The sequence below is a fragment of the Haloarchaeobius caseinilyticus genome, from assembly GCF_051207395.1.
Taxonomy (GTDB): Archaea; Halobacteriota; Halobacteria; order Halobacteriales; family Natrialbaceae; genus Haloarchaeobius.
In genome coordinates, this window is record NZ_JBPJZC010000003.1 from 775905 (window position 1) to 791705 (window position 15801).

The window sequence follows — 15801 nt, forward strand, 5'->3', positions numbered from 1 at the left end:
TCAGCCGTACATCACGAAGCCGATGAACACACTGGCACCGAGCATCACGAGTGCGAGGAACAGCGGCATCGCACTGTCTCGGAGGACACGTCGCACCACCTGTGGTTCCTCCTCGTCCGAGAGGACGAACAGCGACTCGTCAGGCTCGAACACCGTGTGCACTTTCGACGGCTCGTCGTGGGTTGGTTCCCTCGCCTTCCCGACGACGTAGGCCGTCGTGTCGGCGTCCAGTCGTGCCTCGACGAACCGACGCGGCCCTTGGAAGGCTTCGGTCACCGAGTCGAGCGTGCCGTCTTCCGACGACCAGCCGCGGTCGTCGAGTGCGCGCTCGATGCGGTCCGGTGGTGAGTCACTGGACGAGACCTCGGCGACGACGTCCTCCGTGAGTCGCGTGTCGACACCGGCCGGGTAGACGAGCGCCGTCCCGCTCTGGTCTTCGACGAGGAACGGGACACCGTCGTACTCGTACTGCTCGGTCGCCCACTCGGTTCCGGCCTCGTCGGTGTGTCGTTGCTTGACGCGCCACTCCCCGTACAGCGTCGACTCGCCGCTGAACGGTGCCTCGATTGGCTCCTCGGACGGGCGAGCAGTGCCTTCGATTTCGACTCGTTGGTCCGGTGTAACACCGCCAATCGGTGTCGCATCGGCCCGGTGAAGACGGACCGCGACCGACAGTTCACGGAGTCCGTACAGTAACGCGAGGAATCCGCACGCGAACACGACGAGGAGACCGAGTAGGCCGGAGTCGACAGCCATCGTATGCGATTGCTGCGACCGCCGTCGGTTTATAGTGTAAGCCAAAGGACGTTTTTCGGCCACCCGACCCTGACACACACGCGACGACACACTCTCGTCACACGACCGTTCCCGCCACGACGAACGCGACGACGTAGACGAGTGCAGCGGTCGGGAGCGCCCGACCGACGCGAACCCCGAGCAGCGCGCGGTCGAACCCGTACTGGAGGCCGGTCGAGAGGACGGTCAGGACGACCGAGAGGAGCAGGACGTACGTCCCGACGGCGAGGCCGAGTTCTGGGATGGGCAGGGCCGTCGAACCGGTCGCTGCAGGGTCGGCGAACCCGGCACTCCGACCTCCCATCCCCTCGGCCAGTGCGACCGTCGCACCCGCGACCAGCGGCCCGAACGTCGTCGCAGTCGACCGGAGCGTCCCGGTAACGCGGGACAGATCGTGGCGACACTCGCGGTCGAGTGCCTGCAAGTCTTCGAGGTGGTCGGCCATCGAAACGATAGCACGGCCCGCGGGTGCGCCCTCGCTCGCGGCCAGTGCCAGCAGCGCGGCGGTGCTTCTGACGCGGGGGCTCGGGACGGTCGCGAGCGCGCCGTGCTCACCGAGGAATGCTTCGTGGACGCCGACACGGAGCTGGCGCTGTCGTCGGGCCGCGGCCGCGAACGTGTCCCCCGTCGCACCTGCGACCTCGCTCGCAGCGTGGGCGACGGACGCCTCGACCGCCTCCCCCTCGGAAACCCGGCGACCGGTGAGGTAGAGCGCATCGACGAGGTTCGACTCGACCGCCCGGGCGTGGTCGCGGACTGCCACGATAGGCTGGAACCAGACCAACAGTGCCGCTCCGACGGCGACAGCGGGCACCACGAGCGACCGGGTCCAGCCCGGTGCGAATAGCGGGACCGTCACCGCCGCGAGGACGCCTGCGACTGCGCCGACGCCGAGCGCGCGCCACGGTCGATTCGGTACGTCGGGATGCTCGCGCGTGACCGTGGGCGGCGGGAACGCCACGGGCCGGCGCGTAAGCAGCCACGCACTGACCGCGAGAAGCCCGGCTGGGAGGGCAACGTCGTAGACGAGGACGAGTGTCCCGATTGTGACGGGCACGCCGGCGACGCGGGCCGCCGGGAGCACCGCGACGAGTGCCAACGGGAGGAGAACGCCGAAGGCATACACGCCGGTCGCTGGGCCCTGAATCCCGGCTGCGAACGCCGCGAGTCGCTCGCGGGTGCCCCGAAGCACGGCCGCCATCGCTCGGTCGAGTGTTCGGGCGCGCTCGCCGTCTGGAGCATCTGCTGCGGCCACGACGAGGTTACACGACCGGCGGATGGCCGGGAACGACGCCCCCCACTCCGCGACGAAGGAGTCGAAGCCTGCTGCGGGACGGCCGACCGCACCCTCGACGTGTCGGCCGAGACTCGCCGCGAGCGGGCCGTCACCGGTCCGTGCGGCGAAGGCGGCCGCACCCTCGGCGGTCGGCTCGACGTGGAGTCGGAGGACGGCACGACCCACGAGGTCCGGTGCGTCGCCGAGGGCGGTCGTGCGCCGGACACTGGCGAGGACAGTCGGCGTGGTGTGGACGGCGTGTGTCGTCAAGAGTCCGGTGGCGAGCGCGAGCAGGGCGAGGGTCGCAGGGGTGAGTGAGACGACCGACCCACAGAGCGTGGCGAGCAGCGCGACGAGACCACCCGCGACGTAGCCCGCCCGGACGACCGATGCTGGGCCGATGTCGCTGGCGAGGAAGTCGAGTGCGCGCCGGAGATCGTCGCTGGCCTCGACGGGCCACGGGTACGCTCTGGCGAGGCCCTGGCAGAGGCGACCGATACGGCTCACCAGATTGCCTCCGGAGTACCGCCGCTGTCGTTCGCGATGTCCGCAGGAGCGGTTCGCCCGTCTGCGACGAGCGCGTCGATGCGGTCGGTTCGCGTCGCTAGCTCCGCTCGCAGGTTCGCGTAGGATTCGCCCGGCTCGCAGAGACTTGCGAGCAGTTCGCTCTCGCCGCGGCCGATGCGGCCAGTGTCGGCGAGGCCAGTTCCGTCGAGTTCGAACAGCGGTGCGAAGTGGACGCTGTCAGGACCCGCACGGACCTCCTCGATTCGGGCGACGCGGCGTGTCGTTCCATTCTCGTCTTCGACTGCGCGACAGGTCACGACGAGGTCGGTCGCGGCGAACGAGGATTCGGGGACGCCGAGGTCGCCGACGACCCGTTCTCGCACGTCTTCGCCGCCGTCGCCGTGGATGGTGCCGAGGACGGCGCTTCCGCTCGCGCCGACGCGCATCGCTTCGTACAGCACGCGGGCTTCCTCGCCCCGGACCTCGCCGACGACGAGTGCGCCTTCGCCGAGTCGAAGCGCAGTTCTGAGTGCCTGCGCCGGGGAGATACTCGGGCCGTCACCGGTCGTGGTTCGCAGCGCCTGCACGTCCCGATTGCCAGCGTGGAGCGCGGCGACCGGTAGCTCCGGCGTGTCCTCGATACAGACGGTTCTGGTCGATTCGGGGAGTTCCCACAGGAGTGCGCCGAGTGTCGTCGTCTTACCCGCGCCTCTGGTCCCCGCGACGAGGGTTGCGGCCGCACGCTCGACCGCGAGCGAGAGCAAAGCCGCGGCGTCGGCGGAGAGGCTCCCGACCGCGACCAGCCGCGGAAGGGTCCACGCGTCGGTCCCGTTACGGCGGAAGGCGAATCCGTAGCCGTCGCTGACTGGTTCGGCGACGCCGGCGACGCGGACCGGGTCGCCAGCGATGGTGGCCGTCGCATCGAGCGTCGGACTCGCACGGGAGAACGCCCGGCCACTTTCGCGGCGGAAGCGCGACGCGAGGGAAGCCGCGCCGTCGGCCGTGAGTCGGACGTTCGTCGGGAGTGCTTCACCGTCGACCGTCACGCGAAGCGGCGTCTCCGTGACCGGTGCAGAGGCAACCACGTCCGAGACGTGGGGGTCCGCAAAGCAGTCCGTGAGGACGCCGTAGCCCGCGGTGTGTTTTCGCAGGACTGCGGTGAGCGTCTCGACCGGTGTGTCCTCCCCGGCGACTGCCCGAACCGCCTTCCCGGCGGCGCGCTCGCCGCCGTCGACACGGCCCGCCGCGAGGTACTCGTAGGCCGCCGCCAGCGTGGCGAGGGCGTCAGCGTCGAGTCGCGCCTCGACCGGTTCGAGGTGGTAGCACCGCCGGCCGGTCGCGTCGTCGTACTCGCGGACGGTTGCGCCAGTGTCGGTCTCGCGGGTCGTCCGGAGAGTCGCCCCGGACGGGAGGCCAGTCGCGACCCGCGAGCGGGCGAGCGTCGGGGCGACGAACGGCCGCAGGACTGACTCGTACTCCTGCCCTGTCGCGCGCTCGGCGAGCAGTGCCAGCCCAGTTTCCGCGACGATGTCGCCGACCGGTGGCGCGCGGGCGGTCGCGTCCGCCGCGGCCCGCAGTGGGTCGTGTCTGGTCCGCTCGGCCAACACCTCGTCGTGGTACGCGACCGCAGCGGCGAAGCGCCCGGCGGCGACGAGCAACGCGGCCGCGTCGTCCTCGTACGCCCGTTCGACGCCGTCGTCGCGGACCACGATGCTCTCCACGTCGGCGGCTTCCAGCGCCGCGATGGTCGTCGCGCGGCAATCGGCGTCGACTGCGAGGTCACCGCCATCGCAGTCGCTCGCGTCGACGAACAGGCGACCCTCGTCGAAGCGGGTCGTGCAGGCACAGTCCGCGGTATCGGCTGTGCCGAACAGTGACGATAGCATGGCGAGGGTGGCCGCGTATTCGGATTTAAACTCGTGGTGGGCGTCGAGAGTCGAAGGTTCCGGGGCGACTGTCGCCGACGCAATCGGTCTGGCGCGCGCTGGCTCGTGTGGCTGAGCGAAGCGAAGCCCGCGAGCAGAAATCGCGCGAGGGACGACGAACGAGTCGAACGAAGTGAGGCGAGTGAGGAGTCGGATGGGGAGGTCGTGGACGCGAGTTGCGTGGAAGGTTGCGGTGCGGTCATGTACCGTCGTGATTCCTGAACTGCTTCCCGAAACCAGAAACAGCGACAACCGAGTCGTGAGTCGTGAACTGCGCAGGAGTACCGAGACGGGTTCCAGAAACTGCGACCAACACCGAACGACTTCCAACCGTCACGACCAGCAACACACCACTCAGATAACGTCACGCAGTCGCGCGACGAGTCCCGGCCGTTTCCGGTCGTCGTCGTGGTCCGGTTCTCGATACCGCGGCGGTGCAGGCGTCGGCCAGTCCATGTCGCGAGCTGGCTGGCGGTCGTCGCATCCAGCGTGGCGCTGCCAGTGCTGACGGTCGGCCCCAGTGACACGGTCTACTGTCGGCTCCGAATCACCAGCCCGATTCTCGACTTGCTCCTCCAGTTCCTCGACCCGTTCCTCCAGCGACTCCACGACAGCCAGTGCCGAATCCGCCCGCTGCTCGACGCGCTCGTCGACGTGCCGGACGTTTCCAGCGTAGCCGCGTAACGCTTGCACGGCGGCGTCGAGTTCGGCGACGGTCGTCTCGACCTCGGCGAGTCGGTCGGCGAGCGCCGCGGTTCGGTCGTCAGTTTGCACGGCGGGACCACCCGCTGCCGCGCTCGCCCCGTCGATGGCGCGCTCGACCGCCCGAAGCCTGTCGTCCAGTTCTGCAGACATGTCGAGGGTTGCCGCGTCCGGCTATATAAACACTCAGTCGGAACGTTTTACCCCTGCCTCCACGGTACACGAGGATATGAAAGTCGTCCTGATTGGTGTCGGACAGGCCGGTGGGAAGATTACCCAGGCGCTGGCCGAGTTCGACCACAACATGGGCTTCGACGCGGTGCAGGGTGCACTCGCGGTGAACACGGCCCAGGCGGACCTCCAGAACCTCGACATCGAGACACAGCTCGTCGGCCAGGACCGGGTGAAAGGCCACGGCGTCGGCGGTGACAACGAACTCGGTGCCGAAGTGATGCAGACCGACGCCATCGAAGTGATGGACAGCCTCGACGGGAAGATTACGGCACAGGCCGAGGCCGTCTTCGTCGTCGCCGGCCTCGGCGGCGGCACCGGCTCCGGCGGCTCGCCCGCGCTGGTCCACGAACTCCAGCGCGTCTACGACATCCCCGTCTACGCGCTCGGTGTCCTTCCCGGCCGCGGCGAGGGGTCGATGTACCAGGCGAACGCCGGTCGCTCGCTGAAGACGCTCGTGCGCGAGGCCGATTCGACCATCCTCGTCGACAACGACGCGTGGCACGACTCGGGCGAGTCGATGGAAGGTGCCTTCGACAGCATCAACCAGAAAATCGCCCAGCGAATCGGCCTGCTGTTCGCCTCCGGCGAAGCGGTCGAAGGCGTCGGCGAGAGCGTCGTCGACACCTCCGAGATAATCAACACGCTCCGCGAAGGCGGCATCGCCTGCATGGGCTATTCGAGCGCCGTCTCCGGCGAGACCGCCGAGGACAACATCAACGCGGTCACGAGCGTCACGCGCTCGGCCCTGTTCACTGGCACGAGTCTGCCCGACGCCGTGACTGCCGACTCCGCACTGCTCGTCATCGCCGGGCGACCCGAAGCGATTCCGCGCAAAGGCGTCGAACGCGCGCGGCGCTGGGTCGAGGACCAGACCGGTAGCCTGCAGGTTCGCGGTGGGGACTTCCCGCTCGACTCGGACCGACTCGCCGCGCTCGTCCTGCTCGGTGGCGTCGAGCGCTCGCCGCGCATCGACGAGTTCATGCAGCGCGCTCGGGAGGCACAGAAAGAGCAACAGAAGACGCCGCAGGACCACGCGGCCAACTTCGCCAACGACGAACTCGACGACCTGTTCTGAGTCGCGTGAACTGAGTTACTCGAACTCCAGTTCACGCTCGCCTGACTCGTCGTTCGCTCTGCCGCGCTCGACTCTCGACCGAGCGTCCTCCAGCGTCTCCGTATCGAGCAACCGCTCCAGTTTCGCTTCGAACTGCTCGTCCGAGAGTTCGCCCTGTGCGTAGCGCTCGCGGAGCGTGTCGAGGGCGTCGCGTTTCGACGGTGAGAGGTCCCGTTCGGTCAGGTCCGTGTCGCCGTATCGCCCTCGGAGCGCGTCGTCCATCTGCCGGTCCACGTCGCCCAACATGTCGTCGTTGCCCCCTTCACCGGTCAGGGTGGCGATTATCGGGACGACGACGGCGTAGCCGATGACGAAGATGAGCCACCAGTTGTCCCACCCTATGAACAGTCCCGCCAACCCGGCTCCGAGAACGAGCAGTGACGCGACGCCGGTGAACTTGTCGTCGCGCTCGTTGTGGCGTCCCATACTGAGTAGTTGTCGCAAACGCGGCAAAAGGATTCCGTCGCGGTCCGCCGATTGGGGCGCGCTGTTGGCTCGCTACGCGCGTTTTCCACGCCGTTTTCGCCTCTTTCCTCGCTTTCCCTCGTACCCTTCTGCGAGTATCAGGGTAGCCGGACCGACGAGCGCGTAGCCGACGATGAGGATGAGCCACCAGTACTCGTAGCCCAGCACCAACGCGACCACTCCGATGCCGAGCATGCCGACGTGGAGGCCGATTATCAGGAGGTCCTGCCGCTGGAGACTGCGTGTCATAGAGAGCCTAGGCGTGGCGCGAGAAAGAGGAATTCCGTCGATTCGATGTGCTGTCTGCCAGACGAGAGGCCCGTCGTCCTCAGACCAGACTCGCGCCGTCGAACTCGGTGCGCTGGTAGTCGAGTTCGAGCAGGTCGAGGATGGTCGGCGCGATGTCGAGCAGGTCGGCGTCGGAGATGTTCGCCTCGGGGTCGTCGACGAACAACGACGCGTTGTCGAAGCTGTGCATCCCGTTACGCGGGCCCTTGGTGAACACGTCTTCGCCGCCCTTGAAGCCAGCCTTGAGGTCGAAGCCGTGGTTCGGGACGACGACGAGGTCGGGCGCGATGTCGTCGTGGTCGCCACGGAAGGCTTCCTCCTTCTCGACGACGCGGTCGGCGACCTTCTCGCCGTTCGGGCCTTCGAGGGCTTCGAGTTCGGCCTTCAGTTCGTCGCGCACGTCCTCGTAGTCCTCCTGCGGGACGGAGCCACGCGGCTCGCGGCCTTCGAGGTTGATGTAGAAACGGCCGGGGATGAAGGCGTAGGCGCGGGTGTCGTCGGAGATGTCCGCGAGTTCGCTCGGCTCGTCCGTCTCGAAGTCGAGCCAGCCCTCCTCCTGCAGCCACGCGTTGAAGTGGACCTCGTGGTCGAGCGTAGTGAAGCCGTGGTCGCTGGCGACGACCATCGTCACGTCGTCGGCGAGCGCCTCGCGGAGCTTGCCGAGGTAGTCGTCGACTTTCTTGTAGTAGTCGAGGAACTCCTGTTTGTACTCGCCGTCGCGCTCGTAGTCCTCGAACAGGAAGTGGTTAATGCGGTCGGTCGTCATGAACACGCCGAAGAAGAGGTCCCAGTCGTCCTCCTCGATGTAGTGTTTGAACGCCTCGAACCGCTTGTCCGTCGTCTCGTGGGCGTTCTCGACGAATGCGGTCTTGTCGTTTTCGTGGCCGAGTTTCGCGTTCACGTCCAGTTTGTAGTCGATGCCGTCGAGGTACTGGCCGAACTCGTCGGGGTACGCGGCCTTGGAGAGGTCGTTGACGGAGAGGAAGCCGGAGACCATGCGCTGGACACTGCGCTGGGGCGGGAACGTCACGGGGACGTTCATCACGGTCGCGTCGCGACCGTCCTCCTGCACGCGGTCCCAGAGGCGCTTCGCCTGCACGTCGTCGCCCATCGGGACGTAGGCGTCGTAGGTGCCGTTCTCACGGTCCTGGAAGCCGTACACACCGGTCTCACCGGGGTTGACGCCGGTGGTCAGGGAGGGCCAGCAGGCGCTGGACTCCGGCGGGACGATACTGTCTATCGGGCCGGCGCTCCCCTCGTTGGCGAGCTGTGTGAGGTTCGGGAAGACATCCTCGTTGTCGGCGATGAGGCTGTACGGCACGCCGTCGATTCCGAAGAAGGCGACGCGTGGCGCGTCGTCACCACGAAGACGGTCGAAGAGACCCATACCCGACCCTACTAAGGAGGGATACAAGAAGGTTCTCAACACCGGGCAAACGGGCCGCGAATCGGTGGTTCCGGCAACGCTTGGTTATTCTTCGTCGGCCGTGTGCCGCTCGAAGTTCGTCGGCACCACGGTCACGTGCGCCATTCCGACGCCGCCGCGCACTCGTCGCGGCTCCTCGGGTTCCGCGTCGGTTTCGACGAGCGTCGTGGGGTGTGCAGAGTTGGTCGCCATAGTCGAGTAAGCATACGGGAGATAGCCCCAAAAGATTACCCATGCTCATAAATTATCGGCGAGGCGTGCCGGGATTACCCCGACGAATCCCCGCCGACGGTCGTCGGCAGCGAAATCCGCCGAAACACGACGACTGCGTCGCACCGACTGCCGGACCGGCCCGACGGACACCCTTTTGTGGTGGGTCGGCTAACGGGTGACCATGAAGCAGAACGTCACTGAAACCGACCAGTACGTGCGCGTCGGCGTCGGGTCGGTCCTCTTGTTCGCTGGTATGGTCGCCGGCGCTGGCTTCCAGCAGGTTCCGGCAGGTGCCCTCCTCGGCGTCCTCGGCGTCGTGCTGTTGCTGACCGGTGCGGTACGACTGTGTCCGATACGGGCAGCGATACACGGAAAGTAGAAAGGGGGTCTCCCCGAAGTTCGGCTTACTGGAACGTCTCTTCGTAGAGGTCCATCGCGTGTTCGATGGCGTCCTTCGCCGCCTGCTTGTCCTCCCAGCCCAGCGTCTCGACTTCCTTGCCGGCTTCGAGGTTCTTGTAGGTCGAGAAGAACTCGTCAATCTCGTCCTGTTGCTGCTGCGTGATGTCTTCGAGGTCCTGAATGTGGTCGAAGCGCGGGTCCTCCGTCGGGACGGCGATGACCTTGTCGTCCTGCTCGCCGTCGTCGTCCATCTTCATCAGCGCGACGGGGCGGGCTTCGATGACACAGCCCGGGAACGTCTGGTCCTCGACGAGCACGAGCACGTCGAAGGGGTCCTCGTCGTCGTAGTACGACTGCGGGATGAAGCCGTAGTCAGACGGGTAGTGGACGTTGCTGTGGAGGACGCGGTCCAGCACGACGCCCGGGATGTCCTTGTCGTATTCGTACTTGTTGCGCTCGCCTTTGAGACACTCGACGACTGCGTAGATGGTCTCCGGCGGGTTCGGGCCAGTTTCGAGGTCTTCCCAGAGATTCGCCATACGTTCTGGGCTGTGCTGGGTGGTCGGAAAGTACTTTCGTATTTACCCTTCGTCCAGAGTTTGTAAGCGGGTTAGCAGGTGTGGAGGACGATATCACCCGTCAGTAATCGAAAATTAGTACCAGAAGTCGAAAACCGCAACCCCTCAGCGAGTCTAGGAGGTGATGGATTCCCCGAACTCCAAGTAAATGCACTAATAGTTGAGAAGTGTTAAATAGCCTGGTGACATTTACTAAGCTATGTCAGAGGCACAAGCAGTCACCGGCAAACAGAGTATCGCACGCGAACTCACCGCGTTCCAGCACAACATCCTCGTGATTCTGGCGAAGGAGCCGATGTACGGCCTCGCGATCAAGCGTGAACTGGAGGAGTATTATGGGACCGAAGTGAACCACGGTCGACTCTACCCGAACCTCGACGAACTCGTCGGCCTCGGACTCATCGACAAGTCCGAACTCGACAAGCGTACCAACCAGTACGAGCTGACCGACGATGGCTTCGCCGCCGTCATGGACCAGCTCCAGTGGAACCTCGGGAACATCGCGACCGAAGAGAAGCGCGCCGACGAAGTCCGCGCACTCCTCGAATAATCGGCGTCCCCGAAATCGTCGACCGACGGCACCCCCGGTCGACGTGGAGTACAGTGCTACAGACCGGGCATCCGCTTTTCAGCGGTTTCGAACACCAGCCGTAGCGACGTCTCTACGACTGCTTTCTCCTCCGCCGTCGGCCACGTGTTGACTGGATAGTACGCGTCGCGGAACTCGCGCAGTTCGTCGGCCGTCGCGGTGTCCATCTTTCTCGCGTAGTGGTTGCTCATGAAGTCCGCGAGGCGGTCGGCGTTGCCCGCGTGGACTGCGCCGTGCGCCTCGCGAACCGATTCGACGAGCGCGCGGTTGTGGTCGTCCACGTCCTGCCACTCCTCGGCGTCGCCCGGACCGGAGAGGTGGACCTCGACCGCTCTGTCGGTATCTTCGATGCGGTCGGTCCGGATGACGCCGTCTCCGACCCACTCGTCTGGGTGGAGCACGAGCGTCTCGCTCGCGTCGTCGTCGCGGACACGGGCGACGAACTCGTGGTCGGCGAGCAAGTCGTCGCGCCGCTCGCGGTACGCGTCGGCTTCCGACTCGTCGACGGCTTCGGTCGCGAGTCGGGTCAGCCGTTCTGCGGCGTCGACAACCTCGGTCGGCAGCTCCGACTCCGGTTCTCCGGGTTCTTCGCCCGGCGATTCCTCGGTCACGTCTGTCTCGGCCGTCCCATCTCGCTCTTCAGGCATTGTCCATCGCCTCGTTCGCCAGTTCGTCGGCGCGCTCGTTTATCTCCCGCGGAACGTGCGTGATGGACCACGAGTCGAAGGCAGCAAGCAATTCGTGGACCGTGATGCGCTTCTCGCGCAGGGTCGGGTTGTTCGTGTCGTACTCGCCCGTGACCTGCTTGACGATGAGTTCGGAGTCCCCGCGAATCTCCACGCGGTCGTAGCCGTAGTCGCGTGCGACTTCGAGCACTTTGATGAGCGCCTCGTACTCGGCCTGATTGTTCGTCGCATTGCCGATTCGCTCGCCGCCTTCGGCGACGATACCGTCGCTCGTGACGATGACCCAGCCGATGCCCGCGGGGCCGGGATTACCGCGCGAGCCACCGTCGAAGTAGCAGTGGGCACGCCCGCCGGCCTCGCGGAGGACCGCCTCGATGTCTTGTGGGTTCGCGCCCTGAATCACGACCTTCTCGTCGTAGGCGACCGCGGACGCGTCGCCGTGTTCTGCACGCCAGCGCTCGTGTGGGGTGTTGCCCTCGATCACGGTCGCCCCGACAGATTCGAGTTTCTCCCGGGCGTCTTCGACATCACATTCGATGACTGGCATTGACCGAAGGTCACCGAACCTGCGCTATAACCGTTCTGATTCGGTTTGGGGTGTCAGAAAGACAGAATTGCCGCAGTCTCTCGATTCCGCTTAATCCATCCGTTTCTGTCCCCGGAAGCACCGTCAAATTCATACCAAGGGTTTAAGTGTGTCGGGAGTACTACTATAAAAATGCGATGACACGGTCTACCCGCCAGCGGGAGCGAGAACACGAGACCGAAAAGTCGGACGAGCAGGAGGGGGTCAGGGAGTGTCCCGAATGCAATTCCGATAATCTGGTCAAGAGTTCCGACAGGGGCGAACTCGTCTGTGACGACTGCGGGCTGGTCGTCGAAGAGGAGAAAATCGACCCCGGTCCGGAATGGCGCGCATTCAACCACCAGGAACGGCAGGAGAAATCGCGCGTTGGGGCCCCAACCACGCAAACGATGCACGACAAGGGCCTCACGACCACGATTGACTGGAAGGACAAAGACGCCTACGGGCGTTCTATCTCTTCGAAGAAACGCAGCCAGATGCACCGGCTGCGTAAGTGGCAAGAGCGTATTCGTACCAAGGACGCGGGCGAACGCAACCTGCAGTTCGCCCTCTCAGAGATCGACCGGATGGCCTCGGCACTCGGTGTGCCGCGGTCGGTCCGTGAGGTCGCCTCGGTAATCTACCGGCGCGCACTCAAGGAAGACCTCATCCGAGGTCGCTCCATCGAGGGCGTCGCCACCAGCGCGCTGTACGCCGCCTGCCGTAAAGAGGGGATTCCGCGCAGTCTCGAAGAAATCTCGGAGGTCTCGCGTGTCGAGCGCAAGGAGATCGGTCGAACGTACCGCTACATCTCGCAGGAACTCGGACTGGAGATGCGGCCCGTCGACCCGAAGAAATACGTCCCACGCTTCTGTTCTGAACTCGAACTCTCGGAAGAGGTCCAAACGAAGGCCAACGAGATCATCGAGACGACGGCCGAGAAGGGACTTCTCTCTGGGAAGTCGCCGACCGGCTACGCGGCAGCAGCTATCTACGCCGCCTCGTTGCTCTGCAACGAGAAGAAGACCCAGCGCGAGGTCGCAGATGTCGCGCAGGTGACGGAAGTCACCATCCGGAACCGGTACCAGGAACAGATCGAAGCGATGGGCATCCACAGCTAACTACAGCTACACAGTCCAACTCGATTTTTTAGCACCCACGTCCGAGAGCGACGGCTACCGCGACTTGCGGTAAAAGAGTCTCCACAGTCGACCGTCTGAACGCCCTACTCGACCCAGGTCCCCTCGACGACCGTCTGAAGCGTCTGTCGCGGGCGGTCAGTTCGGCGAGCGTGGGTGCAGGACGGGCCCGACCAACGGGCACGACCGGTCTGTCGGCCGCGGAGCGACGGCCGTCTCGTCGACGTAGACCGACGGTCCCTCGTACCCTTCCGAGGCGGCGGCGATATGCGTGAACTCTCGTCTCGTGTTCGAAGTCGTGATGTGACTCAGTTCGACGTGCGAGCCAAATTGGCCAATGATGTGATAATTAGTTGGCAGTTTAGACAATCTGTCCAACAAACATTATTGGCCGGGATGCCGGAAAGTGTTTCTTTCCAAACATTCGTTAGACGCCGTCGGGGAAACCGTTACTTACTGTGGCGAGTACCGTCACACATGACGCTGGTCATCGGCACACACGACGGAGTCTACCGTGTCACCGACGGATTCGACACCGTCGAACGGACGCTCGATGCGACCGTCCACCGCGTTCGTCGCTTCGACGCTGGCCTGTTCGCCGCCGCCGACACCGGCCTGTATCGCTCGCCCGACGGCGTGGAGTGGGCCAAGGTCGAGTCGTTCGCCGGCGAGGTCGTCTCGACCGCAGTCAGCCCGACCGGGTCGCACTGGTACGTCGGGACGAAACCCGCCGCGCTCTACGTCTCCGAGGACGAGGGTGTCACGTGGAACGAGGTAGAGTCGTTTCAGGGACTCCCCTCGCGCGAGCGCTGGCGCGACCGCGCCCCCGGCGACGATGCCGGTGTCAGGACGATTGCGATCCATCAGGGCGCGCCGGACCGGCTCGTCGTCGGGGTCGAACCCGGCGGCGTCCACAGTAGCGTCGACCGTGGGAGGACGTGGAACGAACGCTGTGACGGCGTCCACGACGACGTGCATCACGTCCTCGCGCAGGGTGTCGACGAGTACGTCGCTTCCACCGGGGGCGGGCTGTACCGGACGACCGACGCGGGCAGGACGTGGCTCAGGCAGGACACCGACTTCCGCGACTTCTGGTTCACCTACTTCCGCGAGGCGTTCCACCACGACGGGACGCTGTACGTCGCCGCGAACGGCTGGGGACCGGCGCAACCGGGCGGTGCACTGCTGGAGTGGCCCGACGACGAAGACGTACCAAACCGGGTTCCGTACCCCGGCGAGAAAGACTCGTTCGTCGTCTCGTGGGCGGTCGACGACGGCGAACTCTACGCTGGAACGATGGACGTGACGGATGGCTTCGGCCAACACGAAGAGGCCCGCGTGCTGAAGCGCATCGACACGGGCTGGATGGAGGTCGGGCGCGTCCCGGCTTCCGCGCGGTCGATGGTCAGCTACTGATTCCGCCACGAGTTTTTGTGCGATGGGGCGGCCAGCCCCCGCATGCCCTGACGAGGAATCCGACGGCAGCCAGCGGGTGTGCGACGGACCGCCGTCGGTAGCGGGTGTCGGGTGTCGCCTGTTCGCCAGATTCATGCACGCGCCAGCCGTAGCACTGGCGAATGCGGCTCGACGACTACATCGAGAGCCTCGAACCCGACGAGGACGCGCGCCGTCGTCGGCTGGCCCAGGAGAAGTCCTACGCCATCACGGACTACCTCGAAGACTTCGAGACCCAGTTCGAGGAGACGGTACAGGGCGACTCGCTGTTCGGCGCGACCGCGCCCTCCATCTTCGTCGGTCGGACGAACTACCCGCGGGTGTCGACTGGCCTGCTCTCACCCGTGGCGACCGGTGACCCGACCGACTTCGTCACCGACGGTGCGTGGTACCAGCAGGGGCTCGGCGTCGGCGACGTGGTCGAGCGCCGGAGCGGCCTGCTCAACTCCACGCGCCGGTCGAACGTGAACGTCGAGGACGTGTGGGACGGCTTCGTCGGCGTCCAGCGAGAGGTCGCCATCGCGCAGGACCCGGTCGACCTCGAAATCGGCCTCGACGGAAAACCGACCCTCGACCTCGACGTGGACGAGGGTATCGCTACGCCGCGCGGCCCGCGAGCGAAGGCCACGTCGGTCGACCTGACGGAGAATCCCTACGTTCCAAAACCGGTGAAGAAGACACTGGAGGACGACGACTGGCAGGCACAGGGCGCGATGACCTACCTCTACCGGCGTGGACTCGACGTGTACGACGTGAACCGCGTCCTCTCCGCCGGCGCGCTCGGACAGGGGAAGAACCGACGACTGGTCCCGACGCGCTGGTCCATCACGGCAGTCGACGACACCATCGGGCAGTACCTCCGCGGCCAGATTCGCCACGCACCGAGCATCGATAGCGTCGAGGTGTGGGAGAACGAGTTCATGGGCAACCGCTACTGGGTACTTCTCGCACCCGGCCAGTGGGAGTTCGAACTCGTCGAGATGAAGGCTCCGGGGAGCATCTGGAACCCCGAATCGACCGGCGAAATCTGGATGGGGAGCGCCTCGGAAGGGTACGAGGGCCGGTCCGGCTACGTCGACGAGACGGCCGGCGCGTACTACGCGAGCCGACTCGGCGTGCTGGAACAGCTCGCCGACCGCGGCCGACAGGCGAAGTGTCTCGTCCTGCGCGAGGTCAGCGACGACTACTGGGCACCCGTCGGCGTCTGGCAGGTGCGCGAGAGCGTGCGCAACGCTTTCGACGGTGAGCATGGTTCTGCGGAGACGTTTCACGAGGCGGTGCGGACAATCACCACCCAGCTACCGGTCTCGCTCGGCCGCCTCCGGCGCAAGTCGACGATGGTCTCGGGGATACAGACCTCACTTAGCGACTTCTAAACACCAGAAGACAGAGGTTTAGCCGACGTAGTGAGCCCTCGTATTTATGCGTCAGAAGCCCATGGTAAA

The 15801-nt window shown here is 65.5% G+C and carries 17 protein-coding genes; 6 read left to right on the forward strand and 11 right to left on the reverse strand.

Going from position 1 to position 15801, the window contains the following annotated elements; translation table 11 throughout:
- The 4 genes from ACSC1P_RS16520 to ACSC1P_RS16535 form a co-directional block, all read right to left on the reverse strand.
- Window positions 1-756: a hypothetical protein gene (locus ACSC1P_RS16520; RefSeq protein WP_435361295.1), complete on the reverse strand. Its 756-nt coding sequence runs from the start codon at window positions 754-756 to the stop codon at window positions 1-3.
- A gap of 97 nt (window positions 757-853) precedes the next feature.
- A complete protein-coding gene (locus ACSC1P_RS16525) occupies window positions 854-2578 on the reverse strand; it encodes a type II secretion system protein (RefSeq protein WP_435361296.1) in 1725 nt (574 codons plus the stop codon).
- Complete coding sequence (locus ACSC1P_RS16530; RefSeq protein WP_435361297.1) at window positions 2575-4464, reverse strand: ATPase, T2SS/T4P/T4SS family; 1890 nt, start codon at window positions 4462-4464, stop codon at window positions 2575-2577. Before ACSC1P_RS16530 ends, ACSC1P_RS16525 begins: the two co-directional genes overlap by 4 nt.
- 393 nt (window positions 4465-4857) lie before the next feature.
- The gene (locus ACSC1P_RS16535; protein WP_435361298.1) at window positions 4858-5358 is read right to left on the reverse strand and encodes a DUF7310 family coiled-coil domain-containing protein; all 501 of its coding nucleotides are present in this window, start codon (window positions 5356-5358) and stop codon (window positions 4858-4860) included.
- A gap of 76 nt (window positions 5359-5434) precedes the next feature.
- Here ACSC1P_RS16535 and ACSC1P_RS16540 point away from each other — a divergent pair, with 76 nt between their 5' ends.
- Window positions 5435-6514: a tubulin/FtsZ family protein gene (locus ACSC1P_RS16540; protein WP_435361299.1), complete on the forward strand. Its 1080-nt coding sequence runs from the start codon at window positions 5435-5437 to the stop codon at window positions 6512-6514.
- A 15-nt stretch (window positions 6515-6529) separates the two neighbouring features.
- Here ACSC1P_RS16540 and ACSC1P_RS16545 read toward each other — a convergent pair whose 3' ends face one another.
- The 4 genes from ACSC1P_RS16545 to ACSC1P_RS16560 all read right to left on the reverse strand — a co-directional run bounded on the left by ACSC1P_RS16545 (window position 6530) and on the right by ACSC1P_RS16560 (window position 8924).
- Complete coding sequence (locus ACSC1P_RS16545) at window positions 6530-6979, reverse strand: SHOCT domain-containing protein (RefSeq protein WP_435361300.1); 450 nt, start codon at window positions 6977-6979, stop codon at window positions 6530-6532.
- Window positions 6980-7051: 72 nt separating this feature from the next.
- Window positions 7052-7267 carry a hypothetical protein gene (locus ACSC1P_RS16550; protein WP_435361301.1) on the reverse strand — a complete coding sequence of 72 codons (216 nt, stop codon included), beginning with the start codon at window positions 7265-7267 and terminating at the stop codon, window positions 7052-7054.
- Window positions 7268-7346: 79 nt separating this feature from the next.
- Complete coding sequence (locus ACSC1P_RS16555; protein ID WP_435361302.1) at window positions 7347-8693, reverse strand: alkaline phosphatase family protein; 1347 nt, start codon at window positions 8691-8693, stop codon at window positions 7347-7349.
- Between the two features lie 84 nt (window positions 8694-8777).
- Window positions 8778-8924, reverse strand: a complete 147-nt coding sequence (locus tag ACSC1P_RS16560) for a hypothetical protein (protein WP_435361303.1) — start codon at window positions 8922-8924, stop codon at window positions 8778-8780.
- A gap of 202 nt (window positions 8925-9126) precedes the next feature.
- Here ACSC1P_RS16560 and ACSC1P_RS16565 point away from each other — a divergent pair, with 202 nt between their 5' ends.
- The gene (locus ACSC1P_RS16565) at window positions 9127-9324 is read left to right on the forward strand and encodes a YgaP-like transmembrane domain (protein WP_435361304.1); all 198 of its coding nucleotides are present in this window, start codon (window positions 9127-9129) and stop codon (window positions 9322-9324) included.
- Between the two features lie 25 nt (window positions 9325-9349).
- Here the strand turns inward: ACSC1P_RS16565 and ACSC1P_RS16570 are convergent, their stop codons facing one another.
- On the reverse strand, window positions 9350-9883 hold the full coding sequence (locus ACSC1P_RS16570) for an inorganic diphosphatase (protein ID WP_435361305.1): 534 nt from the start codon (window positions 9881-9883) through the stop codon (window positions 9350-9352).
- 238 nt (window positions 9884-10121) lie between these two features.
- Here ACSC1P_RS16570 and ACSC1P_RS16575 point away from each other — a divergent pair, with 238 nt between their 5' ends.
- A complete protein-coding gene (locus ACSC1P_RS16575) occupies window positions 10122-10472 on the forward strand; it encodes a PadR family transcriptional regulator (protein WP_435361306.1) in 351 nt (116 codons plus the stop codon).
- A 56-nt stretch (window positions 10473-10528) separates the two neighbouring features.
- Here the strand turns inward: ACSC1P_RS16575 and ACSC1P_RS16580 are convergent, their stop codons facing one another.
- Both ACSC1P_RS16580 and rnhA read right to left on the reverse strand, forming a co-directional pair.
- Complete coding sequence (locus tag ACSC1P_RS16580) at window positions 10529-11158, reverse strand: DUF7108 domain-containing protein (RefSeq protein WP_435361307.1); 630 nt, start codon at window positions 11156-11158, stop codon at window positions 10529-10531.
- On the reverse strand, window positions 11151-11744 hold the full coding sequence (gene rnhA / locus ACSC1P_RS16585; protein ID WP_435361308.1) for a ribonuclease HI: 594 nt from the start codon (window positions 11742-11744) through the stop codon (window positions 11151-11153). Before rnhA ends, ACSC1P_RS16580 begins: the two co-directional genes overlap by 8 nt.
- Before the next feature lie 176 nt (window positions 11745-11920).
- On the opposite strand from rnhA, the gene ACSC1P_RS16590 reads away from it, so the two are divergent.
- The 3 genes from ACSC1P_RS16590 to nreA all read left to right on the forward strand — a co-directional run bounded on the left by ACSC1P_RS16590 (window position 11921) and on the right by nreA (window position 15732).
- Window positions 11921-12883, forward strand: a complete 963-nt coding sequence (locus tag ACSC1P_RS16590; protein WP_435361309.1) for a transcription initiation factor IIB — start codon at window positions 11921-11923, stop codon at window positions 12881-12883.
- A 495-nt stretch (window positions 12884-13378) separates the two neighbouring features.
- Window positions 13379-14317: a WD40/YVTN/BNR-like repeat-containing protein gene (locus ACSC1P_RS16595; RefSeq protein WP_435361310.1), complete on the forward strand. Its 939-nt coding sequence runs from the start codon at window positions 13379-13381 to the stop codon at window positions 14315-14317.
- A 161-nt stretch (window positions 14318-14478) separates the two neighbouring features.
- Entirely contained in the window at window positions 14479-15732 is a 1254-nt protein-coding gene (gene nreA, locus ACSC1P_RS16600; RefSeq protein ID WP_435361311.1) for a DNA repair protein NreA, read from the forward strand.
- Window positions 15733-15801: the final 69 nt, after the last annotated feature.

Bases quoted from the DNA above. Each gene is read 5' to 3' on its own strand.
- ACSC1P_RS16520 (WP_435361295.1), bottom strand. From the start codon at position 756: ATGGCTGTCGACTCCGGCCTACTCGGTCTCCTCGTCGTGTTCGCGTGC.
- ACSC1P_RS16530 (WP_435361297.1), bottom strand. From the start codon at position 4,464: ATGCTATCGTCACTGTTCGGCACAGCCGATACCGCGGACTGTGCCTGC.
- ACSC1P_RS16590 (WP_435361309.1), top strand. From the start codon at position 11,921: ATGACACGGTCTACCCGCCAGCGGGAGCGAGAACACGAGACCGAAAAG.
- ACSC1P_RS16580 (WP_435361307.1), bottom strand. From the start codon at position 11,158: ATGCCTGAAGAGCGAGATGGGACGGCCGAGACAGACGTGACCGAGGAA.
- ACSC1P_RS16540 (WP_435361299.1), top strand. From the start codon at position 5,435: ATGAAAGTCGTCCTGATTGGTGTCGGACAGGCCGGTGGGAAGATTACC.
- ACSC1P_RS16555 (WP_435361302.1), bottom strand. From the start codon at position 8,693: ATGGGTCTCTTCGACCGTCTTCGTGGTGACGACGCGCCACGCGTCGCC.
- ACSC1P_RS16545 (WP_435361300.1), bottom strand. From the start codon at position 6,979: ATGGGACGCCACAACGAGCGCGACGACAAGTTCACCGGCGTCGCGTCA.
- rnhA (WP_435361308.1), bottom strand. From the start codon at position 11,744: ATGCCAGTCATCGAATGTGATGTCGAAGACGCCCGGGAGAAACTCGAA.
- ACSC1P_RS16550 (WP_435361301.1), bottom strand. From the start codon at position 7,267: ATGACACGCAGTCTCCAGCGGCAGGACCTCCTGATAATCGGCCTCCAC.
- nreA (WP_435361311.1), top strand. From the start codon at position 14,479: ATGCGGCTCGACGACTACATCGAGAGCCTCGAACCCGACGAGGACGCG.
- ACSC1P_RS16595 (WP_435361310.1), top strand. From the start codon at position 13,379: ATGACGCTGGTCATCGGCACACACGACGGAGTCTACCGTGTCACCGAC.
- ACSC1P_RS16560 (WP_435361303.1), bottom strand. From the start codon at position 8,924: ATGGCGACCAACTCTGCACACCCCACGACGCTCGTCGAAACCGACGCG.
- ACSC1P_RS16570 (WP_435361305.1), bottom strand. From the start codon at position 9,883: ATGGCGAATCTCTGGGAAGACCTCGAAACTGGCCCGAACCCGCCGGAG.
- ACSC1P_RS16575 (WP_435361306.1), top strand. From the start codon at position 10,122: ATGTCAGAGGCACAAGCAGTCACCGGCAAACAGAGTATCGCACGCGAA.
- ACSC1P_RS16565 (WP_435361304.1), top strand. From the start codon at position 9,127: ATGAAGCAGAACGTCACTGAAACCGACCAGTACGTGCGCGTCGGCGTC.
- ACSC1P_RS16535 (WP_435361298.1), bottom strand. From the start codon at position 5,358: ATGTCTGCAGAACTGGACGACAGGCTTCGGGCGGTCGAGCGCGCCATC.